Genomic DNA, 24,257 nt, shown 5'->3' with positions numbered 1-24,257 from the left:
ACTGGGCATGACGAAGATCGTCAACCACTGGATCGGCGGCAAGACCGTCGAAGGCGCGTCGGGTACGTTCGGGCCGGTCACCGACCCGGCGACCGGCGCGGTCACCACGAAGGTCGCGTTCGCGACGGTCGACGAGGTGGACGCGGCGGTCGCGGCCGCCAAGGACGCCTTCGCGACCTGGGGCCAGTCGTCGCTGGCCAAGCGCACGGAGATCCTCTTCCGCTTCCGCGCCCTGCTGGACGCCAACCGTGACGCCATCGCCGAGCTGATCACCGCCGAGCACGGCAAGGTGCACAGCGACGCTCTCGGCGAGGTCGCGCGCGGCCTGGAGATCGTCGACCTGGCCTGCGGCATCAACGTGCAGCTGAAGGGCGAGCTGTCGACGCAGGTCGCGAGCCGTGTCGACGTGTCGTCGATCCGCCAGCCGCTGGGTGTCGTCGCCGGTATCACGCCGTTCAACTTCCCGGCGATGGTGCCGATGTGGATGTTCCCGATCGCCATCGCGTGCGGCAACACCTTCGTGCTCAAGCCGTCCGAGAAGGACCCGTCGGCGTCCATCAAGATCGCCGAGCTGCTGGCCGAAGCCGGTCTGCCGGACGGCGTGTTCAACGTCGTCCACGGCGACAAGGTGGCCGTCGACCGTCTCCTGGAGCACCCGGACGTCAAGGCCGTCTCCTTCGTCGGCTCGACCCCGATCGCCCGCTACATCCACACCACCGCCTCCGCCAACGGCAAGCGCGTCCAGGCCCTGGGCGGCGCCAAGAACCACATGCTGGTCCTGCCCGACGCCGACCTCGACGCGGCCGCCGACGCGGCGGTCTCCGCGGCCTACGGCTCGGCGGGCGAGCGCTGCATGGCCATCTCCGCGGTCGTGGCCGTCGGCGCGATCGGCGACGAGCTGGTGGAGAAGATCCGCGAGCGCGCCGAGAAGATCAAGATCGGCCCCGGCAACGACCCGACCTCCGAGATGGGCCCGCTGATCACGAAGGTCCACCGCGACAAGGTGGCCTCCTACGTCACCGGCGCGGCGGCCGAGGGCGCCGAGGTGATCCTCGACGGCACCGGCTACACCGTCGACGGCTTCGAGGACGGCCACTGGATCGGCATCTCGCTGCTGGACAAGGTGCCGACGTCCGCGAAGGCCTACCAGGACGAGATCTTCGGCCCGGTGCTGTGCGTGCTCCGCGTGGACACCTACGAGGAGGGCGTGGCCCTCATCAACAACTCGCCGTTCGGCAACGGCACCGCGATCTTCACCCGGGACGGCGGCGCCGCCCGCCGCTTCCAGCTGGAGATCGAGGCCGGCATGGTCGGCGTGAACGTCCCGATCCCGGTCCCCGTCGGCTACCACAGCTTCGGCGGCTGGAAGGACTCCCTCTTCGGCGACCACCACATCTACGGCAACGACGGCACGCACTTCTACACCCGCGGCAAGGTCGTCACCACCCGCTGGCCCGACCCGGCCGACGCCCCGGCGGGCGTGGACTTGGGCTTCCCGCGCAACCACTGAGCCGCACAGGCCGTACGGTGCCCCGTCGTCCCCGTGAGGGGAGGGCGGGGCACCGCCGCGTCCAGCCGCGGTCGCCCCTACTGCTTGCCGGCTTCCTCGAGCACCTTGGTGAGGTCACCGGTCTGCGCCGCCGGCGGCGCCTGCACGTCGGCGGTCTTGCCGAACTTCTCGAAGTCCATGGTGACCTTCATGGCGCCGACCTGCTGGACCAGGCGCACCGGCAGGTCCTTGTCGCCGACCCAGACCTCCATGGTGATCGAGGACGCGCCGCCGGTCACCGAGCCGAAGAGGCTGTTCTGGTCGCCGTAGGCGTCCTTGAGCTTGCCCATCTGGTCCTGGCCGATCACGGCCCGGTAGTGGGTCGTGCTCTGCCCGTTCACGGTTTCCTCGCCGAGGTCTTCGACGTCCTTGGCGTACTTCAGGCCCTTCATGGACGCCGACGGGCTGCCGTTGCTGCCGCTCAGGGCCTGCGCGCCCTGCTTGCCGAAGACGGCCGACCCGTCGATCCTCATCCACTCCTTGCCCGCGAGCGGACCGTCGGCCTGGGGATCGACGTCGTAGTAGTAGGCGCCGTCCACGAACAGCATGCGCATCGTCGGCGCGTCCTGGAGCTGCTGCATCTGCGCGGCCGCGGTGTCCATCTCGACGTCGAACGCGTACCCGTCACCCCAGGAGTACGTGCCCTCCATGGTGACCGGGGCGCCCGTGCCCAGGTCGGTGGTCATCTTCACCTCGGCCGACCCCACCTGCTCGGTGCGGTCGGTGGCGCGCGCGAGCGCCGCCATGACGGTGTCGGTCTTGTCGACGGCGTCGGCCGCCTGCTTCACGCTGTCCGCGCCGCACGCCGACACCACGAACATCGCCGCCGACGTGACCCCCACCCAGGCAGCGGTGTACTTCAACTTCATCGGTCCCCACCCCGTCGCTGTGAATCCTCTGTGTCTCCCGACCCTAGCGACACACACTGACAGCCCCCGGTTCCGGACGCCTCACCTTTTTCCGACGCCCGCCCCACATGGGTACCGCCGTGTACCGCGCCCGCAGTACGCGACATGGTCCCGTACGCCCTCGGGAGGGGTGCCGGTTCGCTCTCCGGTCGACAACTCCCCGACAGGTTCACCCCGTACCGTTGACGCATGGATCTTCGACTGCCCGGACTCCGGGGACCGCGGCGGCCGCGACGGCTCCTGGCCGCCGCGGCCGCCGTCGCCGTGCTGGCCGGCGCAGGGACCTGGACGGCCGTCGCCTCCGACGAGGCGCCCCCGGTGCACCGCGCCGACCGGGTCATGGCCGTGGACGGGGTGCGCCTGGACACCTCGTACTTCACCTCCGGCTCCGACGGCCGCCGTCCCGCCGTCCTCCTCGGGCACGGCTTCGGCGGCAGCAAGGACGACGTCCGGCAGCAGGCCGAGGACCTGGCCCGCCACGGGTACGCGGTGCTGACCTGGTCGGCCCGCGGCTTCGGCGGGTCGACCGGCAGGATCGGGCTGAACGACCCAAAGGGCGAGGTCGCCGACGTCTCCCAGCTGATCGACTGGCTCGCCCAGCAACCCCAGGTCCAGCTGGACAGGAAGGGCGACCCGCGCGTCGGCGTGGCCGGCGCCTCCTACGGCGGTGCGATCTCCCTGCTCGCCGCCGGGTACGACGACCGCGTCGACGCCATAGCCCCCGCGATCACCTACTGGAACCTCGCGGACGCCCTGTTCCCCGACGGCGTCTTCAAGAAGCTGTGGACCGGCATCTTCTTCAACACCGGCGGCGGCTGCGCCAAGTTCGAGCCCGCGCTGTGCGCGATGTACGAGCGGGTCGCCGAGTCCGGCACCCCCGACGCGGCCGCCCGCAAGCTGCTGGAGGAACGCTCGCCGTCCGCCGTCGGCGACCGCATCAAGGTGCCCACCCTGCTGATACAGGGCCAGAGCGACTCCCTCTTCACGCTCGCCCAGTCCGACGCCGCCGCGAAGGCGATCCGAGCCAACGGCGCCCCCGTCGACGTCGACTGGATCGCGGGCGGCCACGACGGCGGCGACATGGAGACGAGCCGCGTGCAGGCGCGGGTGACGTCCTGGTTCGACCGCTACCTCAAGAACGACGAATCCGCCGACACCGGCCCGGCCTTCCGCGTCACCCGCACGGGAGGCGTCGACTCCACCGACGGCGCGGCACTGCTGCGCGGCGCGAGCGACGACACCTACCCGGGCCTCGACAGCGGCGACCGCTCGATCGCGCTGACCGGCCGCGAGCAGACCGTCACCAACCCGCCCGGCGCCACCCCGCCCGCCGTCTCCGCCCTGCCCGGCCTCGGCGGCGCCGGCGGCCTCGCCCAGCTGTCCTCCCTCGGTGTCGGCGTCTCCCTCGACTTCCCCGGCCAGTTCGCCGCGTTCCAGTCGGCGCCGGTCACGGACGACCTGCGGATCACCGGCTCCCCGACCGTCACCGTCCACGTGAAGTCGACGACCGACGACGCCGTCCTCTTCGGCAAGGTCTACGACGTCGGCCCGAACGGCACCCAGCAGGTCCTGCCCTCCCAGCTCGTCGCCCCGATCCGGGTCGAGGGCGCCAAGGCCGGCAAGGACGTGACGATCACCCTCCCGGCGATCGACCACGAGGTCGACAAGGGCCACCGCCTGCGCCTGGTCCTCGCCTCCACCGACCTCGGCTACGCCTCCCCGATGGCCCCGGCGACGTACACCGTCTCCGTGAAGGGCGACCTGAAGGTGCCCACCGCCCCCGGTGTGAGCACCGCGGCCGCACCGCTGCCGTCCTGGGTGTGGTGGCTGCCCCTCGCGGGCGTGCTGATCGCCCTGGCCCTGGTGGTGACGGGCCGCCGCCGCACCGCCACACCCGCCCCCGACCCCGAGCTGGCCGAGGTCCCGCTCCAGATCACCGACCTCGGCAAGCGGTACGCGAGGTCGACGGACCGGTACGCGGTGCGCGACCTGTCCTTCCGCGTGGAGAAGGGCCAGGTGCTGGGCCTCCTGGGCCCCAACGGTGCGGGCAAGACCACCACGCTCCGCATGCTGATGGGCCTGATCAAGCCGGACGGCGGCGAGATCCGCGTCTTCGGCCACGCCATCCGCCCCGGCGCCCCCGTCCTCTCCCGGGTCGGTGCCTTCGTGGAGGGCGCGGGCTTCCTGCCGCACCTCTCGGGCCGGGAGAACCTGGAGCTGTACTGGCAGGCCACCGGCCGCCCGCCCGAGGACGCCCACCTCGACGAGGCGCTGGAGATCGCCGGCCTCGGCGACGCCCTCGCGCGCGCGGTCCGCACCTACTCGCAGGGCATGCGCCAGCGCCTCGCCATCGCCCAGGCCATGCTCGGCCTGCCGGACCTGCTCATCCTCGACGAGCCGACCAACGGCCTGGACCCGCCCCAGATCCGCGAGATGCGCGAGGTGATGATCCGGTACGCGGCCGCCGGCCGCACGGTGATCGTCTCCAGCCACCTGCTGGCGGAGGTCGAGCAGTCCTGCACTCACCTCGTGGTCATGGACCGGGGCCGGCTCGTGCAGGCCGGGCCGGTCGGCGAGATCATCGGCTCCGGCGACACCCTCCTCGTCGGCACCGCCACGCCCGTGGAGGAGCCGGTCGTCGAGAAGGTGGCCGCGCTGCCCGGTGTCGCCTCGGCCGCGCGGCTCGACGACGGACCGGGCCTCCTGGTCCGCCTCGACGCCGACGGCACCGCCCAGCGCCTGGTCGCCGAACTCGTCCGGCTCGACGTGCCCGTTCAGGCGGTCGGCCCCCACCGCCGCCTGGAAGACGCGTTCCTCACCCTGATCGGAGGCTCCGCATGAGCACGCTCACCGAGCGGGCCGAGCCCGTGCAGAACGCCTCCGGCTACCGGGCGTCGCGCACCCTGCCGCTGCGGGTCGAGCTGGTCCGCCAGCTCAAGCGCCGTCGCACGCTGATCATGGGCGGCATCCTGGCCGCCCTGCCGTTCGTCCTGCTCGCCGCCTTCGCGATCGGCGGCGATCCGGACGGCCGAGGCGGCCAGGTGACCCTGATGGACACGGCGACCGCGTCCGGCGCCAACTTCGCCGCGGTGAACCTGTTCGTGTCGGCGGGCTTCCTCCTGGTCATCCCCGTCGCCCTGTTCTGCGGGGACACGGTCGCCTCCGAGGCGAGCTGGTCCTCCCTGCGCTACCTCCTCGCCGCGCCCGTGCCCCGAGCCCGCCTCCTGTGGTCCAAGCTCGTCGTCGGGCTCGGCCTCAGCCTGGCCGCGATGGTCCTGCTGCCCGTCGTCGCCCTCGCCGTCGGCACCGCCGCCTACGGCTGGGGCCCGCTCCAGCTGCCCACCGGCGGCGCGCTCGACTCGGGCACCGCCGCCCAGCGGCTCGTGGTGGTCGTGGCGTACGTCTTCGTGTCCCAACTGGTCACCGCGGGGCTCGCGTTCTGGCTGTCGACGAAGACGGACGCCCCGCTCGGCGCGGTCGGCGGCGCCGTCGGCCTGACCATCGTCGGCAACGTCCTCGACGCCGTCACCGCGCTCGGCGACTGGCGCGACTTCCTGCCCGCACACTGGCAGTTCGCCTGGGCCGACGCCGTCCAGCCCACGCCGGAGTGGTCCGGCATGATCCAGGGCACCGCGATCTCCCTGACGTACGCGGTGGTGCTGTTCGCCCTGGCCTTCCGCGGGTTCGCCCGCAAGGACGTGGTGTCCTAGGCCGCGCAACGCTCCCGTAGCGCGCATTTACCGGCCGCGAGGTGATTTCCCGATCCCCCGCGGCCACAACCATGCCCGGACAAGGCCGAAGGCAGCGACGGCAATTGCGGGGACCGCAGAGACGCACGCTGGGATTTCCTCGCCCGTTTCCTCCATTTGCCCTGAAGGGTCGCCGCCCGGCTGCGGTGTGATGCCGTTACTCCGGTTGTCGTAAAAGGTGCATACCTTGATTAGTAGTACTCAATCGGGTGTGTCGGAAATGGTGCGTTAAGTGAGGCCTGTGTTAGCGTCTGTGACGAGCCGGACACGGTCCGTAAGGAGGGTCGTGTGCGTGAAGAAATCGGAGACGTGATGAACAAGCTCAAGAAGGCTGCGGCCGTAGCGGCCATGGTCGGCGGCCTCGGCCTCGCCGGCAGCGGGGTTGCCAGCGCCACCGGTGGCCACGACTACGACGACCCGTTCCCGTTCGCCATCAACAACCTGCAGGTCGTGGACTGCGACCAGGACTTCGAAGGCGGCACCGCCTTCGCTCCCGGCGGCGGGGCCGGCACTGGCGACCAGAACCAGTTCATCGGCAACTTCTGCACGGTGGTCGGCGGCGTCGGCGACTGATCCCAGGACGCGGCGGGGAGTCGGGTCTCGTGCCTGCGGTGTGAGACGCGCTCCCCGGTTCCTGTTGCGTCGGGTGCCCCCTGTGGGGAGCCGGCTGACCCCCGGGTGGTGCCGCCGCCCGAGGGTGATTGACCCCGGAATGCGTTGCGCTTCCGGGTGCGAACGGAAAGTGCCTTCGACCGGTGTGAACCAGGGCATTCATGCTCCTGCTTCCCAGCGCCTGTCGGAGGCACTCTGTTTTACGCCCTCTGTTATGGGCCCTCTGTTGTGGCCTCTGTGCCGGCTGTCCCGGCGCGGTCCACCTCTCCGATTGTCGTAAAAAGCGCATAGCCAAATAAGTGTCGCTTAATCGGGTGTGTCGGAAATGGTGCGTTAAGAGGGGACTGTGTTAGCGTCTGTGACGAGCCGGACACGGACCGTAAGGAGGGCCGTGTGCGTGAAGAAATCGGAGACGTCATGAACAAGCTCAAGAAGGCTGCGGCCGTAGCGGTCATGGTCGGCGGCCTCGGCCTCGTCGGCAGCGGGGTTGCCAGCGCCACCGGTGGCCACGACTACGACGACCCGTTCCCGTTCCCGTTCGCCGTCGACAACCTGCAGGTCGTGGACTGCGAGCAGTCGTTCGACGGCGGCACCGCCTTCGCGCCCGGCGCCGGGGCCAACGGTGGGGACGAGACCCAGCTCGTCGGCAACTTCTGCACGGTGATCGGGGGCTGATCCCAGCCGCCCTGGAGTTCCGGTCTCGCACTTCCAGCGGCGAGACCCGCTCCTCAGGTCCTTGCCGCGTCGGACGCCCTGATCGTTGTCCGCTCGGGGTCGCGGGGGCGAGGGTCAGCAATGCGCGGAGCAGGGGATGTCGAGGCGGTAAGGGCTCGACATCCCCTTTGCTGCGCCGATCGAGGCCATGACGTTTCGTGGTGGCCGCGAGTCAATCCATGGAGATATGCGTGCGCATGTTCAAGAAGGTCATGCTGGTGACTACCGCCATCAGTAGCATCGGCCTGACGGGTGCCGGTGTGGCCCAGGCCCACAACGACGGCGGCGACCAGCCCGACGCCACCATCGAAAACGCGCAGTTCCTGAACTGTGAACAGGCATTCAACTCATCCCTGATCACGGTCAGTGTGCCGGTCACCATCGGGGGCGACAGCATCACGAATATCGGGAACTTCTGCACGCAGGCGGCTCCACGCAAGTGATCGGACGATCGTCCGGACCCTGGTCCAGAAGTGAATGAAGCCGGGCCCCTCCGCGTATGCGTGGAGGGGCCCTGGTGCGTGAAGCGGTCATCATCCTGATGGCCGCTTCCTCCTTTTCCCGCCCGATACCATCCGATCAGCGCAATTCACATCAGCAGTCAATGCGGGGCTATTCGGATGAAGCTCGAAGGCTACTCGTCCGTAAGGGAGTCACCCGCTTGATCCAGCGGTTTACTTCTGATGCAGCATCGATTCCATCCTCCTGTCGAAGAGGGATGTGGGCCGAATCGCGCTTCGGAGGTCACATGAGTGATGTAATTATCTATCCGCGTTGCCCGGAGAGCGGGAAAGCGTCGTTCCGCACTGAATCCGAGGCGAGGGTCTGGCTGGTCAGGCAGCCGCTGCTGGACCGGATCCCGGACCGTATCTACCGATGCTCCGACTGCCGGTACTGGCACTTCACCGGGTCCCACCACTGGACCAGTCAGAAGATCCGGTGGCAGCGAAACTACGGCAGGCGTGAAGTCGCCTCCCGGCGCGGCGGCAGGAGGAAGAGGAGGAACTGACTGCCGCACGTCCGGTCAGTGGCGCGTGTTCCCCAGTGCCTCCGCGGCTTTCCGGCCCGCCGGTACCGGGACGGGCCGGGCGGGTGCGGCGGCGCTCAGTCGCCGGCGTACGCCTCGCACGAGGGTCGTCGCGGTGAAGGTCGCGCCGTGGACGAAGCGCATGGCCGGGCCGAAGGCGGAGGCGGTGAGCAGGCCCGCCAGGAACAGCCCCGGGTACGACGACTCGAAGCCCCGCCCGACCGCGGGGGAGCCGTCGGCCGTCGTCGCCAGGGTCCCGCGGAGCTCGGCGGAGAGCAGGTCCAGCCGGTCCAGGGTCGCCCGGAACCCCGTGGCCGCGATGACGTGTTCGGTCTCCACGGTGCCCAGCTCCCCCGTCCGGCTCACCGTCTCCAGCCGTACGCCGCCCGGCACCGCACGGGCCGCGGCGACCTCGCGGCCGAGCAGCGTCTCCACCGCCGGCTCGACCCGGTCCCGCACCCACCAGGCGCCCGCCGGCCCCAACGCGGTGGCCGCGACACGCACCCGGGTCGGTTCGGGCAGGCGACGGAAGAGGTCCGGACGTTCGGCGTAGAACCAGTTGCGCCAGCCGCAGCCGAGGCCGCTGTGCGGGGTGCGGGCCGACTGCCACCAGGGGCGCTGCTCGGGCGGCGGCACGTCGTTCCAGCGCAGCCGGTCCGCCCGCGCCAGCACCCGTACGCGGGTGCCTTGTTCGGCGAGGAGCGCCGCCGTCTCCAGGGCCGCCTGACCGCCCCCGATCACCGTGACGTCCCGGCCGCGGAAACGGCCGAGGTCACTGTGGTGGCTGCTGTGCGTGACGAGCGCGCAGGGCAGGCCGCGCAGCGGGGAAGGCAGCTTCACGAAGGGCATGACGCCGACCGCCAGCGCCACGGTTCGGGCGCGCAGCACCTCTCCGTCCTCGGTGACCGCCTCGAAGCCGGCCGGACAGGCCGCCACCCGGCTCACCATGCGCTCGTCCACCCCGGGTACGGCGTGCCGCGCGAACCACAGGCCGTACGCGGCGAACGTCGCCACCGGGATCGGCTGCGCGTGGCGTGCCGTGATCCCGCGGGTGGCGCAGTACGCGTCCAGCCGCCAACGGCCGTGCGGATCGGCGAGGTTGGAGGCCCACGGTTCCGACTTCAGGAACATGCCGCTGGGCATGTGGTCCCGCCAGGACGCCATGGGCCGCCCGAGGACACGCAGGCTCAGCCCGGCGGCCGCGGCGTGGGACGCGATGGACAGGCCGTACGGACCGGCGCCCACCACCAGCAGGTCGTACATCAGCAACTGCTCGCTTTCTCGTCGTCGGTCAGGGACGGCATGGTCGCCGGGCGGGCCGTGCGCGCCGGCGCGGGCGCCGGCAGGGCCGCGCTGAGTCGCTCCCGCAGCCGGCGGGACACATGACGGCACCACAGGGTCCGCATCGCCCGGCCGGGAGCCGGGTCGTCCGCGGCGTGCCAGGCCAGTTCGCGGCCGCGGGGAGCAGGCCGCAGCGCGGCGAGCGGCGCGTAGTTCTCCACCACGAACGACCGTCCCACCAGCGGCGCGGCCTCCGGCAGCGGACGGTGCGTCAGGTCGAGGTGCAGAGCGCGTACGACGTCCAGTCCGGCGGAGTCGGAGAAGAGCCGGAACTGGGCGCCGGGACGCGGGTTGAAGTCGAGCAGGTGATAGCGGCCCGTCGCGCCACAGCGGCGGAAGTCCAGGTCGAAGATGCCGTGGTAGCCCAGCTCGCCGGTGAGCCGCTCGGCGAGCGCCTGCACCTGTGGGTTGGCCGTCCAGCAGCCGACCGCGGTCAGGCCCGCCCCGCGCGGCCACGCCCGTTGCTTGCGGCCCGTCCCGCCCCCGCGCACCGCGCAGGAGCGGTCGGCGTATCCGTGGACGAACCAGTCGCGGTCCGGGCCCGGCGGCAGGTAGCCCTGCAGCAGCAGCGGGCTGTCGGCCTCCTCGGCGCGCAGATACAGCTCCCGGGCCTGGCGCGCGGTGTCGACCAGGACCGTGCTGCGCAGCCCGCTGTCGGCCGGCAGCAGCCAGGGCCGGCTCCACTTGGCCACCAGCGGCAACCCCAGCCGCCGGGCGGCGTCGGCGGCCTGCGCCGGGCTGTCCGGGACCAGCGTCACCGGGTGCGGGATGTCCAGGGCCGCGCAGACGGCGGCCAGTTCGGCCTTGTCGGCGACGTGTTCGGGCAGCGCGCCGGGGGCCGGCAGCAGATAGGAGGGCGCGAGTTCCTCGCGCATGCGGCCCACGGCGACCGCGCTCGCGTCGTCCATCGGGATCAGGACGGCGGGCCGCTCGATCCCGGTGGCCACCCGGCGCAGCGCGTCGGCGATCTCGCGGGGGGACGACCCGGGTGGCGGCGGGGGGTGCATTTCCCGTACGAAACGCGATCCGGACACGGGGCTTCCCGTGGAATCGGCGACCACGTGCACTTCCACTCCCGCTCTGCCGAGCGAGCGCACGGCACCCAGCGTTCCGTGGTGAAAGGGATTCCGGTCGATCCGCAGAAGAACGGCGGGGACGCGGGTGTCGAGCGGCGGCACAGACTTCATTCCTTCGGTTCGGCTCACCCGTGCGGGCGAGTGAGGCACTCGAAAGCGGTAGGGATAGTGGCGTTATTCCATTTCATATGACTGACTTCATGTGACCGCGTGTCAGTAATACGAACAGCGAGGAAGAAGACCGACAGCCGCAGAAGAAGCGCAACGGCAGGACAGCAGGACAGCAGGAGAGAGGAGCAGGCATGGTCCTACAACAGCGCCGGGCCCGGACGGGGCGGCTGGCGGTCGTCGCGGCGGCGGTCGCCGTCTCGGCGGCGCTGGCCGCCGGGACCGGCTTCGCAGTGGGTACGGTGCCCTTCACCGAGCCTCCCGATCCGGCATCGGCCCCCCCGGTGCCGCCGGCACCCGTGACGGTCGCGTCGGACGCGCCGCCGGCGCCCCAGAAACCCGGCGTGACCGCGTCGGACGTGCCGTCAGCACCGCAGACCCCCTCGGCCACGCCGGCCCTCACGGCGCCGCCCGCCCTCCAGCCGCCGGCGCCCGCCGGGCCGAGCTCCTCCGCGGCCGCGCCGGCGACCCCGGCGCCCGGCAAGGAGAGCCCCGCGTTCGGCGCCTTCCTCGACTCCGGATCCCGGGGCGTGGCCCGCATCAGGAAGCTCAGCAGGTGGCTCGGGAACGCCGACCTGCGCGTCGGACACACCTACCTGCCCGGCGACCGCTGGAGCAACATCGAGGGCGCCCCCGGCTTCCTCGAGACATGGGCGCGCTGGCGCAAGGCCAAGGACGACCGGATGTTCGTCCTCAACGTGCCCCTGCAGGAGCGCAACGAGGAGGGCGTCTCCGACGACGAGGTCCGGTCGCTGCTCCGGCAGGGCGCGGCCGGCGACTTCGATCACCACTTCCGCACCCTGGCCGAGCGGCTCGTCGCGTTGGGGGTGCCCGACACGGTCCTGGTGCTCGGCTGGGAGATGAACGGCTCGACGTACACCCATCGCTGCGGGCCCGACCCGGAGGCCTGGAAGACGTACTGGAACAGGATCGTCACCGCCATGCGTTCGGTGCCGGGTCAGCAGTTCCGGTTCGACTTCACGCCGAGCCGCGGCCTGGACGCCGTCGCCTGGACGCAGTGCTACCCGGGGGACGACACGGTCGACATCATCGGCATGGACGCGTACGACCAGCCGCGAGGACTTTCCTTCGACGAGCAGGTGAAAGAGCCCCTCGGACTTCAGACACACGTGGAATTCGCGAGACTCCACAACAAGCCCATCTCCTATCCCGAATGGGGACTCTTCCGTAACGGTGACAACGTCGAATACATGCGGCGGATGCTCGCCTGGATGGACGAGCACAAACCGCTGTACAACACGGTGACCGACTACTGCCCGCACGGTGTCTGGCAGTGCCCGGCCAACCCCGGTTCGTCCCGGGCCTACCGGTCGGCCCTCTTCGGCCGCGCCGACGAACCGGCGACGCCGCCCGTGCCGTCCGTGCCGCCCGCGCCCACCGGACTTCCCGCCGTGTCGCCCGCGACGGGCTGCTCGCCGCCCCGCGTCGGCGACTGGGTCGAGGGCGGGCTCGGCAACGGGCTGTGCCTGCCTCCCGACTGGCGTTCGTGGACCCGATAGCGGCCGCGGCCGTCGCCGGCGGCGGGTTCCGGGGCGGGCCCGCCGTCGGCGGTCCGCTCCCGGAAGCGACGCAGCATCTCCTTGGCCTGCCGCCGCGCGGCCACGTCGGCGACCACGGCCGAGATCAGCGGGGCCGTGCGCCGCCGGGCCAGCAGCAGCCGCTGGTTGACGACCGGTTCGGGACGCCAGTGATGCTTGTAGGGCTCGTTGCCGCGCAGCAGGCTCAGCGTGCCCAGCCCGCCGTTCCCCGTGTGCTGGGTGCACGCGTCGAGGAGCATCACCGCCACGTCCGCCTTGCGTTCCCGCAGGCGCGGATGGGCGCCGTACAGGTAGCCGCCCGCGAGCCGCCGCGACAGCAGCGTCAGGTCCACGGCCACGACGTCGCCGTCGAGCCGGAACTCGGTGACCACCGCGTCGCCGGAGCGCACCATCGGCCCCACGGAGCGCACCAGGTGCTCGCAGAAGCGTGGCTGCAGGTGCTCCGGCGTCACGTTCCGGCCCTGCCACTGCAGCCGGTGCAGTTCGAGCAGCCGCCGCAGCGCCGCGCCCACCCCGTCGGGCGGTACGACGGTTCGCTCCACGCCGAGCGACCCCAGCTTGCGCAGCTTGGCGCGGACCCGCTGGGCCTTGCTGGACGGCAGCCGGGACAGCAGTTCGTTCATGGGCACGGCGGGCAGTTCCAGGCACAGCGAGTCCGGCATCCGCCGGCGCGGCCCGCTCCAGCGGTCGTAGACGTACTCGACCGCACCGCCCGGCCGCACCTCGCGGAAGTCGATCAGCGCGGTGCGGGCGGCGGCCGACAGCGCCTCGGCGAGCACGCCGGCCGCCCGGTCCGCCCGCTCGTCGTCGATGAGGACGTCCCCGTAGTCGGAGATCGCCCCACCGAGCGGCACGAGCGTGGGCACCGGGCCGCGCCGGAGCATCAGCGGCGCGGCCGCCACTAGGTCGGCCCCCTCCCGCACGAGCACCAGCCGCAGCCGGCCGGGCCTGCCGTACGACACCCACCACGAGTGCAGCCAGGCGTGGGTCTGGAACGGCGTGGCCGCGGCGCACCGCTCGTACAGCCGTCCCCAGTCCGCGGCCACCTCGGCGAAGGCGCGCCCGTCGGTGACCAGTTCCGTCGTCCAGGCCGCCGTCACAGCTGCCCGCGCACGTCGGTGGCGGTGGCCGGGCCGGGCACCGAGGCGGAGCGGGCGTCGTCGTCCTCCGCACGCCTCGGCCGTACGAGCAGCGCCAGGCCGCCGAGCAGGCCGCCCGCGCTCGTGCCGACCAGACCGGTCACCATCGGTGACGCGGACGTCGGGTCCGTCGGGCGCACCGCCCGGGAGAACTGGATGAGTTCGACGTGGGTGCTGCTCTTGGTCTCGTTCGCGTGCCGGGTCAGCGCGCGGGTGACCGCGTTGGCCATGTCGGAGGCGAGGCCGGGGCGCGGGGAGGTGGCCGAGACGGCGATCATCGGCGCGTCCGGCGAGGTGGCCGCCCGCACGTTCCGCTGCAGCGTCCGGACCGGCACGCCCACCGACGACTGCGCGTCCCCGAGCACCGCGAGCTGCGTGGCGGTGCGGCCGTACGCCTGTGCGAAGCCGAGCGCGGAGGCCGAGTCGGACTTCTCGGTCGGTACGGCGACGACATAGCTGGTCGCTGTGTACGTCGGGGCTTTGAGCGTGCCGTAGGCGACGCCGAGCAGGCCGCCGACGAGCGCGCCGGCCGCGAGCAGCGACCAGGGCCGCAGAAGGCAGGCGCGGGCCAGGCGGCCGGGCTGCCGGCGGTGCCGGGTGGGATTGTCGGTCATCAGGAACTGGCCTTCTGGAGTGAGTGGGTCGGTGAGCTGGACAGCGCTGCCGCGTACACGTCCATGAGCCGGGCGGCGCTGCGGGAGATGCTGTAGCGGTGGGCGGCCTCGGGGGCCGTACGCGGCCGCGGTCCGGCCGCGCGCACCCCGGCCACGGCACGGGCGTACTCCTCGGGGCCGCCGCGCACGCGCCGGGCGTCGGCGGCGGCCCGCGGGGGCAGGTCCTCGATCGCCGGGCAGGAGGCGTAGAGCACGGGCAGGCCCGATGCCAGGGCCTCCACCGCCGCCAGGCCGAAGGACTCCTCCGGGGACGGCGAGGCGAGGAGGTCCATGGCGAAGGTGAGCGAGGGCAGGTCCGGGCCGGGGGAGCCGTCGGGGACGTAGGGGCGTTCGCCGGTGAACAGGACGCGGTCGGCCACGCCCGCCTCGTGCGCCGTCCGGCGCAGGACGCTCTCCTCCGGGCCGCCGCCGACCAGCAACAGCCAGTGGTCGTCCGGAAGCCGGGCCATCGCCCGGACGAGGACGTCGAAGCGCTTGCTCGCGATGAGCCGGCCGATCCCTCCGACGACGTAGGCGTCCTCCGGCAGGCCGAGGCGCCGGCGGGTGTGGTGGCGCTGGGTCACGTCGAAGCGGAAACGGGCCAGATCGATGCCGTTGGGGACGACCTGGATGCGCGGGGAGGGCACGCCCCAGCGTCTGAGGCGGTCGGCGACCGCGGGGGAGACGGCGACCGTGGCGCAGCCGAGGCGCTCGCTGGCCAGGTAGAGCGCGCGGACGCCCGCCGTCAGCTTCCGGCCCTCCAACTGGGACGCGCCCAGGGAGTGTTCGGTGGCGACCACGGCCCGGACGCCGGCGAGGCGGGCGGCGAACCGGCCGTAGACGCAGGCGCGGTAGAGGTGGGTGTGCACCAGGTCGTAACCGCCCGCGCGGATCAGGCGGATCAGACGGGGCAGCGCGGACAGGTCGCGGTTGCCGCCCATGCCGAGGTGGTGCACCCGGACACCGTCGGCGAGCAGCCCGTCGGCGACGGCGCCCGGGTTGGTGAGGGTCACCACCTCGCAGTCGACGGTCAGATGCCGCAGCAGCAGGCGGAGCTGCTGTTCGGCTCCGCCGACGCCGAGACCGGTGATGATGTGCAGGGCCCTCACGTCACACGCCCTTCACGGGGCGCCGCCGCAGCCGGTGCAGCTTGAGCTTGAGGTGCAGCCGCCAGGCCGTGTCGTTCTGGCCGATGTGCAGACGGGGCAGGGCGTGCGGGCCGGTCAGGGGGCCGGGGTCGATGGCGCAGGCGTAGGTGTACCCGGCCTCCCGCACGGCGGCGACGGCGCGCCGGTCGATCGTGCCGTACGGGTAGCAGAAGCCGTCGACCGGAGCGCCGATCAGCTCCTCCAGCAGCGCCCTGCTCTCGGTGACCTCGGCCTTCAGGGTGACGTCGCCGGCCCGGGTGAGGTCGACGTGCGTCAGCCCGTGCGACCCGATCTCCACGCCCTCGGCGGCCGCCCGCCGGATGCCGTCCGCGGTCAGCAGCGGCTTGCGCGGGCCGAGCGGGTCCCAGGCGTTGACGCCGCCGAGCCGTCCGGGCAGGACGAAGAGGGTGGCGCCGCAGCCCCGGTGGCGCAGCACCGGAAGAGCGTGGGTGAGGAAGTCGACGTATCCGTCGTCGAAGGTGAGACCGACCAGGCGCCGCCCCTCACCCCGGGCGCGGGCGGCGAACAGGTCGCGCAGGGACACCCCGCGCAGTCCGCGCCGGCGCAGCCAGGCCAGCTGCCGGTCCAGCCGCTCGGGCGTGACCGTGATGCGGTACGGGTCGTCGGAGCAGTCGCCCACGGAGTGGTACATCGCCACCCACGGGACCGGACCCGGACGCGCTCCGTCGCGTCTGCCGGATCCTACGGATTCAACTGGAGCGGCCATGCCTCAGCCTTCGCGTGATGGTACGGACGGAATGAAGCGCGGATGTGCAGCCCTGGGCGCCCAGGGCCTTTCCGAGCAGGAGGAAGACGACGGTCACGGTCGCGCAGCCGACCGCGAGGCCGGCCACCGGGGACTCCGGCACGCTCGCGGCGAACGCCCCCGCCGCCGTCGCAGCGGCCGCCGCCCGCACCGGCCTGCTCAGTTCGGACAGCACCTGCCGGGTACGGATGGGGACCCCGCGCGGACGGCTGTGCCGCCCGGCCCGGCCGCGGCGCACCAAGGCCCACGCCGAGGCGAGCCTGCGCGGCCCCTCGGACGTGCGGGCCCGCGCGCTCTTGAGGCGGGCGCGCCCCTCCGGCTCCTGCCCGAGACCGGCGAGCAGCAGTGCGGCCGTGACGGTGATGCCGGCGGCGTTGGCGGCGGCGATCCCCGACACGCCCCAGAGGCCCACGGTCCCCGCCCCGATCCAGGAGGTCGCGACGAGACCCGCGGCCATGGCGCCGATCGGATACCAGGTGGCCCGGCCCGCCGAGAAGTACGAGCGGACCAGGATTCCCACCAGGGTCTGGCCGAGCAGCCCGAGGGCGTACACGCGCATGACGCTCGAGGTCACCGCCGTGTCCTGCGCGGTGAACGCGCCCCGCTGGAACAGGATGGTGATGATCTGGGGGGCGCAGGCGATCACCGTGGCCGCGCCGAGGAGCACCAGGAAGGAAGCCAGCGCCATGTCCCGTTCCACGCGGGCGCGGGCCCGCTCGGTGTCGCCGTCCGCGAGCGCCTGCGCCACCACCGGGAAGGTGACGGTGCACAGCATCAGCGAGAGCGTCATCGGGATCTGGGCGACCTTCTGCGCGTAGTTGAGGTGCGAGATGGCGCCGGCGGGAAGGGTGGAGGCGAGGAAGCGTTCGATCAGGACCTGCGACTGGCGGCACATGGCGAACAGCAGAACGGTGCTGATCAGGGCGACGTTCATCGGACGCACTTCGACGTCGGCACCGCCCGGGGTGACCGGGTGGCTCGTCAACTGCCGCCACAGGGAGGGAAGCTGGGCCGCCACCATCAGGCAGCCGCCCACCGCCACCCCGGCCGCCGCCGAGCGCACCCCCCAGTGCCCGCCGAGCAGGAACATCGTGGCGATGATGCCGGCGTTGTAGACCACGTAGATCGTCGCGGGCGGCAGGAAGCGGCGGTGGGCCCGCAGGGCCGCGCTGCAGTACCCGGCGAGCCCGAAGCTCAGCACACAGGTCGCCGTCAGCCGGGTGCAGTCGACGGCCAGGCCGGGGTCGGGCAGGCCGGGCGCCAGCACCTCGACCAGGTAGGGGGCGCCGCCGATGATCAGCGCGGACACGGCGACGAAGCCGAGGGACAGACGGGGCAGGGTGCCGGCGACCAGGGAGCGGACCGGGTCGCCGGGGACCCCCTGGGCGCGCCGGGCCAGAGCCAGACTGAACGCCGGGATCAGCGCGATGGCCAGCCCGTCCTCGATGAGCAGCGTGGCGGCGAACTCCGGCACGGTCCACGCGACCAGGAAGGCGTCCGTCTCGCGGCCCGCCCCGAAGAGCCGGGCCAGTGCCTGGTCCCGCACCAGGCCGAGGAGCGCGCCGGCGACCGACAGCGACGCCGTGATCAGGGTGGCCTTGGCGAGGAACTTCCGGGTGACCGCGGTGAGGCCGGTGCCGTCCACGGCCCGCTCGGCGGGGCGCGCCGCGGGTACGGCCGCTGTGTCGGCCCCGGGACCGGGAGCCCGCGGCGGCGTCACGGTCATCGCGCCACGGCCTTCTCCGCGCACGCGCGCACCGGGGCCGGCGTCACGGCCTCGCCGTTCCCGGCCAGCGCACACCACGCGACCATCCCGAGGCACACCGCGGTCAGCACGGTGGAAGGGCCGCCGATGTCGGCGTACACGAAGTCGATGAGCAGCCACACCAGCAACCCGCAGGCGATGAGCGCGCAGTCGAGGCCGTGCGCCCCCGACGCGCGGGCCCGCACCAGCGCCCGCAGCCCGCACACCAGCAGCGCCAGCCAGCTCCCGGCGAGTGCCAGCAACCCGATCAGGCCCTGCTCGCTGAGCACCAGCAGATACATGCAGTGCGGCGACAGCAGCGGCTGCTTGCGAAACGCGGCCCCCGCGCCCTCGGTGTCACTGCCCGCGGACAGCGCCGACGAGGCGTACCCGTCCCGGTACTCGGGGAAGCCCTTCAACCCGACGCCGGTCAACGGGTGGTCCCGCCAGATGTCGGTCGCGGCCGCCCACATCGTGTACCGGTCGACGACGGACTGGTCGGGGGCGTCGGCGACCCGCGTGATGCTGTCGAGCCGCTCCTGCAGCATGGCCGTGCCGACACCGAAACCGCCCACCAGGACCACACCCGCGGCGGCCACGGTCGCGCCCACCTTGAGCGCGCGCCGCAGCCCGGCCAGCACCAGCTGCACCCCGCAGGTCAGGGCCGTCGCGATCCACGCGCCCCGGCTGAAGGACAGCGCGAGCGGCAGCAGCAGCGCCAGCGCGCACACGAAAGCGGCCCCCCGCTGCCGGGGGGACGGCCGCCCGAGCGCGAGCCCGAGCGCGCACACCAGGCCGATGCCGACCACCGTCGCCATGCCCATCACGTCCTGCGGCCCGAACGTGCCGACGGCCCGGATCTGCTCGCCCTGGTAGGAGGCGCCGGTCCGGGTGACGTACTGGTGCACGCCGACGGCCCCCTGCCAGAGCGCGAGCCCCACGAACGACCAGGCCAGCAGCCGGAAGTCGCCCCGGTGACGGATCAGCAGCAGGACCGCCGCCGGGACGAGCACGAACACCTGCAGATACCGGCCCAGTCCGGCGACACCGGCGCCGGGCGTGTACGCCCCCAGCGCGGCGAGGCTCAGCCCGACCACCGGCAGGCCCAGCACCACGGCGGCGGTGCGCGACAAGGGGCGCCGCCGGTCCCGTACGAGACGGACCGCGCAGTACAGCACCACCACCCCGGACACGGCGTCGGCGGCACCCGGACCACCCTCGCCGCTCGGGTCGAGCGGCAGCGCCAGCACGGCGAACACGGCCACCACGGGCAGGACCGGCGTCAGGGCGGCGCCCCGGCGCATGCGCGCCGGCAGGACGAGGCTCACGGCTTTCAGCTCCCCGTCCGACGCACGAGCGTGCCCGCGGTGCGCAGCAGGATGCACACGTCCTGCCACAGCGACCAGTTGTCGATGTAGACGTTGTCGAACCGGCAGCGGTCCTCGATGGACGTGTCACCGCGCAGCCCATGGATCTGGGCGAGGCCGGTGATGCCGGTCCGCATGCGGTGCCGGGCCGCGTAGCCGGGATAGACGCCGCTGAACTGCTTGACGAAGTAAGGGCGTTCGGGCCGCGGTCCGACCAGGCTCATGTCGCCCCGGAGCACGTTCCACAGTTGCAGCAGCTCGTCGAGCGAGGTGCGCCTCAGCATGCGGCAGAACCCGCGCATCTCGTGCTCGTTCGCCACGCTCCACCGGGTCGCCGCCTCCTGCTGGTCGACGGGGCGGTGGGTGCGGAACTTCAGCAGTGTGAACGGCTTTCCGTCCTTGCCGATGCGCTCCTGCCGGAACACCACGCCCGGCCCCTCGCTGATCCGCAGTGCCACCCCGAACACCAGCAACAGGGGGCTGACCAGCAGCAACAGCGCCCCCGACACAAGGACGTCCAGCGCCCTCTTGCCCGCGCCGGCCCAGCGCGCAGCCGACCTGTCCAGACGCCGGCAGGAGAACCCGGCCAGCCGCTCCTTGGTCGCGTACGACGGAGAGTCAGGGTCGACCTCCCACACCACGCAGCCCCACTCGGCCAGCGCGCGCAGCAGCGGTTCCTGCTCGGCCCGTACGGAGGGATGGACGGACAGCACCGCCCGCACCCCGTTCTGGACGATCGCCCGCTCGATCTCCTCACTCGCCGTCAGCACGGGCAGGTCCTCGGCGTCGTCCTGCCGTTCCGACACGATCCCGACCGGCCGCACCCCGCACTGCGGGTGCCGCAGCACGGCGGCCGCCACGCGCTGCGCGGTCGCCACCGGGCCGATGACGAGGGCGGTGCGCGGGTTGCGCAGCAGCGCGGCGCGCCACGCCGCGTGCACGCCGCCGCGCAGCGCGCAACTCGCCGCCGCGTGCACGGCGAAGCCCATCAGCAGGGTGCGGGCGGACAGCGCGTGGTCCGGCCGGTACGCCGCCGCCAGCGTGGCGAGCGCCAGCCAGGCCACCGCTGTGCGGCCGCAGACGGCGGGAAGCTCGTCGAGCACGCCCGGTACCGGCGGACACGTGTGGCGTGGGCGCAGCAGCAGCGCCGCCGCCACCAGCACGGCCGACAGCAGGGGGTGGAGCTGATCGCCGGTCAGTATCAGCGCACCCAGCAGCGCTGCTGTGCCGTCCGCGACGAGAAGGGGCACCGACGCGGCCGACCACGCGGACGACCTGCGCAGGGGGAACCGGCCCCCCGTGGTGCCGCGGGGCGGCACGATCGAGACGGGCTTGAATCCGTGATCCCGGGGATATGTGCCGGGGGACGAGACGGTGCTTTCCGCGGACACGAGAGGACGTGCTCCCTAGGCTCTGTGGGCGCTGACGCGTGGTGCGGGCCGCAGGTCGATCAGATGGCGGTAGACGTCCGCAACCGCCTCGGCGGTGTGCCGCACGTCGTGTGAGGACAGGACATGCCGGAAACCCTGCCGGCCGAGTGACTCGCGCAGCGGCAGGTCGAGCAGCAGCGCGGCGAGGGCGTCGGCCAGCACCGCCGGGTTCTCCGGCGGGACCAGGCAGTGGGGATCGTGTGAGGGGGGCAGGCTCTCGCGGGCACCGTCGACGTCCGTGACCACCACCGGCCGTCCGCAGGCCATGGCCTCCAGCGGGGCCAGCGCCATGCCCTCCCAACGGGACGGCAGGACGACGAGATCGGCGGCCTGGTACCAGGGGACGGCGTCGTCGACGGCCCCCGCGAACACCACGGACCTCGGCGCCCGCGCCTGCAGCCGGTCGTGGTCCGGCCCGTCGCCGACCAGGACGAGACGAGCGCCGGGCACCCTGCGGGCGACGGTGTCCCACGCTTCCAGCAGGACGTCCTGGCCCTTCTGCCGGCACAGCCGCCCCACACAGACGACCAGCGGCGCGGCCGGATCGACCCCGCCCAGCGGCCTCAGCCCGGCCCGCACGGTGGCGGTGGGGGCGGGGCGGAAGCGCCGCAGGTCGACGCCGTTGGGGACGACGCTCCACCGCGCACGGATCCCGGCGCGCACACCGGTCGTGCGCTCCGCCTCACTCACGCACACCACCTGGGAGGCCCAACGCGCCCCCCACCGTTCCCACACCAGCGCGAGCGCCGAGGTGGCCCCGCCGACGGCCTCGAACGACCAGGCGTGCGGCTGGAACACGGTGGGGATCCGCCCCCGCACGGCGAGCCGCCCGGCGAGCCCGGCCTTCGCGCTGTGCGCGTGCACCAGTTGGGGGCGCACGTCATGGACCACACGCGCGAGGTGCCGTACCTCCCGGGCGAGCGACGGACCCGGTGACCGCGTCGCCCGCCAGTGCCGTACGTCCGCGCCCAGGGGCCGCAGCCCGGTGGTGAGCGCGCCGTCGGGACAGGCCACGGTGACGGCCAGACCGGCCTCGATCTGCGCCCGGACCAGGTCCGTCACGACGCGGGCGACCCCGCCGTCCACGGGCTGGGTGACGTGAAGGACCCGCGGGCGAGGGTCGGTTGATGACTGATGCATGCGCGATGTCCTCGCTCACGGTGACGCTGGGGACGGGAGAGAAGGCCTCACTGCTGGGCGTCGACGGCGACGAAGAGCACGCCGGCCCACGCCGTGTCCCGCTGGGAGACGAGGCGGAAGGCCAGCTGGTCGCCGCCGTGGCGCAGACCAGTTCCGAGATCGAACACGTCGGAGTCGTAGCCGAGGGTGCCCGCGTACGCCGGCACCCGCAGCGGCTGGTCCCTCCCCGGGTCGCTGATCGTGGAGTTGAGGACGTCGTCGCGGGGATTGAGGGGGTCGGTGAGGGCGGTCGCCGGGGTGCGCAGGGGCGGACGGGCGGAGCGGGTGCGGGCCGTCGTGAGGGTGAGGGTGTCGCCGGTCAGGCCGCGGTCGCCGTCGTACGTCACCAGGCCGACGCGGCCGCCGGCGCCCGCCGGGAACCGCAGTCCGCGCAGCGAGATCTCCTGCCCCGCACCCGAGGTCAGCGCGTCGAAGCCGTCCCAGACGGCGAGGTGCCGCAACGGCTGCGCCGGGTTCTCGTACGCCACCACCAGCGTCCAGCCACCCCACGCGCCGGCCGCCGACTTCCCCATCGCCACGTTGACCTGCGCCACGGTGTACAGACCCGGCCCGCTCTCCCGCACGAGCTTCGTGACGTCCGCCGAGGCCTGGAAGGCGTCCGCGCCGTGCGCCACGCGGTGGCCGACCACCGTGTCCGCGAGGACCTCCCGGTACTCCCCGCCCGGTTCGGCGACCAGCACCCGCCCGTTGTCCTTGGGCGGCTTCTGCTCGCCGACGCGCAGGTTGCCGCCCCAGTACAGCCGTGCGTAGCCGACCCGTGAACCCTTGGGCAGACGGACCTCCGCGCGGGAGGAGTTGTAGGTGTTCGGGTCCTTGTCGACGTCGACGTAGGACATGTCGAAGTCACTGTTCGCCCCGCTCCGCCCCCCGCGTGCGGCCGGGCAGGAGTGCGCCGTCGACGCCAGGGTTCCGTGCACCGCCCGTGGCATCCGGCAGGTGATGGAGACGTTGGCCGCGCGGGCGATGCCTCCGTGCTGGACCGTGTGGTAGCGCTGGGCGAACGCGAGTCGGCCCGCCTCCGGCGACGGCGGCGCGGCAGACGCGGTCGCCAGGGCGCCGGTGGGAGCCCAGATCCCGGCGAGGGCGAGGGCGCCCGCCGTCGCACGGCGTAGCAGGGGGGCCAGGGAATTGCGCATGACGGGCGTTGCCCTTTCGGAACAGGTCGGGGGGTCGGGGGCAGCACGAAGGGTGCGGCGTCAGGGGCAGCGCCAAGGCGATTGCATGCTGAAGACCGCGTCGGGAGGTGCGCCACACTAGCCGTTGTCAGACTTAATCCCCGGAAACGGGGCAAGTGTGTCGGATTGGTGAAGTAATGCGTTCCTGACCCGGCCGCCGGGCGGCAGTGCTCCCTGAGTCATACAGCAGTCACCGGCGTCGAGTCGGAATCGTCGGGCTCTTCAGTCTTACGGGGGACAGCGGACCTCCAACTGCTGTTCCCGGCCGGGGATGACGCCCGCGCCGCCCTTGACCGGGCGATGTCGCGGGCGGTCCGCCCGCGCCGGCGCGACGGCTGTTTCTTTCACTCTTTCTCGGGCCGCGCCCTCGTCCTTTCGGAGTCATATCCTTCAGAGGTCTCATATGAGGACTCGGCAATTCTCGGCACATGGGTTTCCGGACCGGGCGGCGCTCGTTGTGCACGGCGTAGAAATCCCTCCGGCCACTCATGTGGCCGAAGAAAGGAACACCCATGAAGTCTGTGAAGGTTGCCGCTGTCATCGCCGGGTCCCTGGTCATCGCCGGTGCCGCCGCGCCCGCGTTCGCCCAGAACGCCAACGACGTGGCGCGCAACACCCTCGACAACACGGTGAGCACCCTCAACAACGGCCCCGTTCACGTGGCGCCGCTGGAGCAGACGGACACGCTCGACGTGAAGGAGAGGAAGGAGTCGCTGCTGAAGGCCGTGGACCGCGCGTCCACCGACCTGAACAAGCGCCCCCCGCTGAAGGGCGGTCTGTCGCTGTAGCGCTGAGAACTTCTCCGGGTGCGATGCCCGCCGTTTTCTGACGCGGCGTTTCCCGGCGTTTTCCCGGTGTTGCTCCGAAGAGGCCGATTCCGTGTCGCGCGGAGTCGGCCTTTTGCGGGATGTCGGCTCCCTGAGTGACCCGGC

Annotated in this window: 19 protein-coding genes and 1 pseudogene; 8 read left to right on the top strand and 12 right to left on the bottom strand. The window is 72.4% G+C overall.

Going from position 1 to position 24,257, the window contains the following annotated elements:
* Positions 1–7: 7 nt before the first annotated feature.
* Entirely contained in the window at positions 8–1,510 is a 1,503-nt protein-coding gene (gene mmsA / locus ACPT94_RS01425; RefSeq protein WP_425244878.1) for a CoA-acylating methylmalonate-semialdehyde dehydrogenase, read from the top strand.
* Positions 1,511–1,587: 77 nt separating this feature from the next.
* Here mmsA and ACPT94_RS01420 read toward each other — a convergent pair whose 3' ends face one another.
* Positions 1,588–2,418 (bottom strand): SCO4651 family lipoprotein, encoded by an 831-nt coding sequence (locus tag ACPT94_RS01420; protein ID WP_425244877.1) that lies wholly within the window; start codon positions 2,416–2,418, stop codon positions 1,588–1,590.
* 228 nt (positions 2,419–2,646) lie between these two features.
* On the opposite strand from ACPT94_RS01420, the gene ACPT94_RS01415 reads away from it, so the two are divergent.
* The 5 genes from ACPT94_RS01415 to ACPT94_RS01395 all read left to right on the top strand — a co-directional run bounded on the left by ACPT94_RS01415 (position 2,647) and on the right by ACPT94_RS01395 (position 7,975).
* On the top strand, positions 2,647–5,298 hold the full coding sequence (locus ACPT94_RS01415) for an alpha/beta fold hydrolase (RefSeq protein WP_425244876.1): 2,652 nt from the start codon (positions 2,647–2,649) through the stop codon (positions 5,296–5,298).
* Positions 5,295–6,167, top strand: coding sequence for an ABC transporter permease (locus ACPT94_RS01410; RefSeq protein ID WP_425244875.1), 873 nt, complete (start codon positions 5,295–5,297; stop codon positions 6,165–6,167). The genes ACPT94_RS01415 and ACPT94_RS01410 overlap by 4 nt, the downstream gene beginning before the upstream one ends.
* Positions 6,168–6,494: 327 nt before the next feature.
* Complete coding sequence (locus ACPT94_RS01405) at positions 6,495–6,779, top strand: hypothetical protein (protein ID WP_360336723.1); 285 nt, start codon at positions 6,495–6,497, stop codon at positions 6,777–6,779.
* A 432-nt stretch (positions 6,780–7,211) separates the two neighbouring features.
* Positions 7,212–7,493 (top strand): hypothetical protein, encoded by a 282-nt coding sequence (locus ACPT94_RS01400; RefSeq protein ID WP_360336721.1) that lies wholly within the window; start codon positions 7,212–7,214, stop codon positions 7,491–7,493.
* Between the two features lie 230 nt (positions 7,494–7,723).
* Complete coding sequence (locus tag ACPT94_RS01395; protein ID WP_360336719.1) at positions 7,724–7,975, top strand: hypothetical protein; 252 nt, start codon at positions 7,724–7,726, stop codon at positions 7,973–7,975.
* A 581-nt stretch (positions 7,976–8,556) separates the two neighbouring features.
* Here the strand turns inward: ACPT94_RS01395 and ACPT94_RS01390 are convergent.
* Positions 8,557–9,822 (bottom strand): NAD(P)-binding domain-containing protein, encoded by a 1,266-nt coding sequence (locus ACPT94_RS01390; RefSeq protein WP_425244915.1) that lies wholly within the window; start codon positions 9,820–9,822, stop codon positions 8,557–8,559.
* Positions 9,822–11,078 carry a carboxylate--amine ligase gene (locus tag ACPT94_RS01385; protein WP_425244874.1) on the bottom strand — a complete coding sequence of 419 codons (1,257 nt, stop codon included), beginning with the start codon at positions 11,076–11,078 and terminating at the stop codon, positions 9,822–9,824. The genes ACPT94_RS01390 and ACPT94_RS01385 overlap by 1 nt, the downstream gene beginning before the upstream one ends.
* A 200-nt stretch (positions 11,079–11,278) precedes the next feature.
* Here ACPT94_RS01385 and ACPT94_RS01380 point away from each other — a divergent pair, with 200 nt between their 5' ends.
* Complete coding sequence (locus ACPT94_RS01380) at positions 11,279–12,664, top strand: glycoside hydrolase family 26 protein (RefSeq protein ID WP_425244873.1); 1,386 nt, start codon at positions 11,279–11,281, stop codon at positions 12,662–12,664.
* 41 nt (positions 12,665–12,705) lie between these two features.
* On the opposite strand, the pseudogene ACPT94_RS01375 reads toward ACPT94_RS01380, so the two are convergent.
* The 9 genes and pseudogenes from ACPT94_RS01375 to ACPT94_RS01335 form a co-directional block, all read right to left on the bottom strand.
* A pseudogene (locus tag ACPT94_RS01375) lies at positions 12,706–13,803 on the bottom strand (GNAT family N-acetyltransferase); the annotation flags it as partial.
* Entirely contained in the window at positions 13,800–14,456 is a 657-nt protein-coding gene (locus ACPT94_RS01370; protein ID WP_425244872.1) for a YveK family protein, read from the bottom strand. The pseudogene ACPT94_RS01375 and the gene ACPT94_RS01370, both read right to left, overlap by 4 nt.
* Positions 14,456–15,604 carry a glycosyltransferase gene (locus ACPT94_RS01365; protein WP_360336712.1) on the bottom strand — a complete coding sequence of 383 codons (1,149 nt, stop codon included), beginning with the start codon at positions 15,602–15,604 and terminating at the stop codon, positions 14,456–14,458. The genes ACPT94_RS01370 and ACPT94_RS01365 overlap by 1 nt, the downstream gene beginning before the upstream one ends.
* A gap of 1 nt (position 15,605) precedes the next feature.
* Positions 15,606–16,370 (bottom strand): polysaccharide deacetylase family protein, encoded by a 765-nt coding sequence (locus ACPT94_RS01360; protein WP_360336710.1) that lies wholly within the window; start codon positions 16,368–16,370, stop codon positions 15,606–15,608.
* Positions 16,354–18,135 carry a murein biosynthesis integral membrane protein MurJ gene (gene murJ, locus ACPT94_RS01355; RefSeq protein WP_360336708.1) on the bottom strand — a complete coding sequence of 594 codons (1,782 nt, stop codon included), beginning with the start codon at positions 18,133–18,135 and terminating at the stop codon, positions 16,354–16,356. Before murJ ends, ACPT94_RS01360 begins: the two co-directional genes overlap by 17 nt.
* Positions 18,132–19,457, bottom strand: coding sequence for an O-antigen ligase family protein (locus ACPT94_RS01350; RefSeq protein ID WP_425244914.1), 1,326 nt, complete (start codon positions 19,455–19,457; stop codon positions 18,132–18,134). Before ACPT94_RS01350 ends, murJ begins: the two co-directional genes overlap by 4 nt.
* A gap of 29 nt (positions 19,458–19,486) precedes the next feature.
* Positions 19,487–20,911 carry an exopolysaccharide biosynthesis polyprenyl glycosylphosphotransferase gene (locus tag ACPT94_RS01345; protein WP_425244871.1) on the bottom strand — a complete coding sequence of 475 codons (1,425 nt, stop codon included), beginning with the start codon at positions 20,909–20,911 and terminating at the stop codon, positions 19,487–19,489.
* Between the two features lie 15 nt (positions 20,912–20,926).
* On the bottom strand, positions 20,927–22,090 hold the full coding sequence (locus ACPT94_RS01340; protein ID WP_360336704.1) for a glycosyltransferase: 1,164 nt from the start codon (positions 22,088–22,090) through the stop codon (positions 20,927–20,929).
* A gap of 47 nt (positions 22,091–22,137) precedes the next feature.
* Positions 22,138–23,286 carry a DUF3344 domain-containing protein gene (locus ACPT94_RS01335; protein WP_360336702.1) on the bottom strand — a complete coding sequence of 383 codons (1,149 nt, stop codon included), beginning with the start codon at positions 23,284–23,286 and terminating at the stop codon, positions 22,138–22,140.
* A 551-nt stretch (positions 23,287–23,837) separates the two neighbouring features.
* Between ACPT94_RS01335 and ACPT94_RS01330 the strand changes: the two genes are divergently transcribed.
* Positions 23,838–24,113, top strand: a complete 276-nt coding sequence (locus ACPT94_RS01330; protein ID WP_360336700.1) for a hypothetical protein — start codon at positions 23,838–23,840, stop codon at positions 24,111–24,113.
* Positions 24,114–24,257: the final 144 nt, after the last annotated feature.

The organism is Streptomyces aurantiaciflavus (assembly GCF_049808595.1).
Taxonomy (GTDB): Bacteria; Actinomycetota; Actinomycetes; order Streptomycetales; family Streptomycetaceae; genus Streptomyces.
The sequence above is the reverse complement of the archived record's forward strand: the minus strand, read 5'-3'. Positions and strand labels throughout refer to the sequence as shown.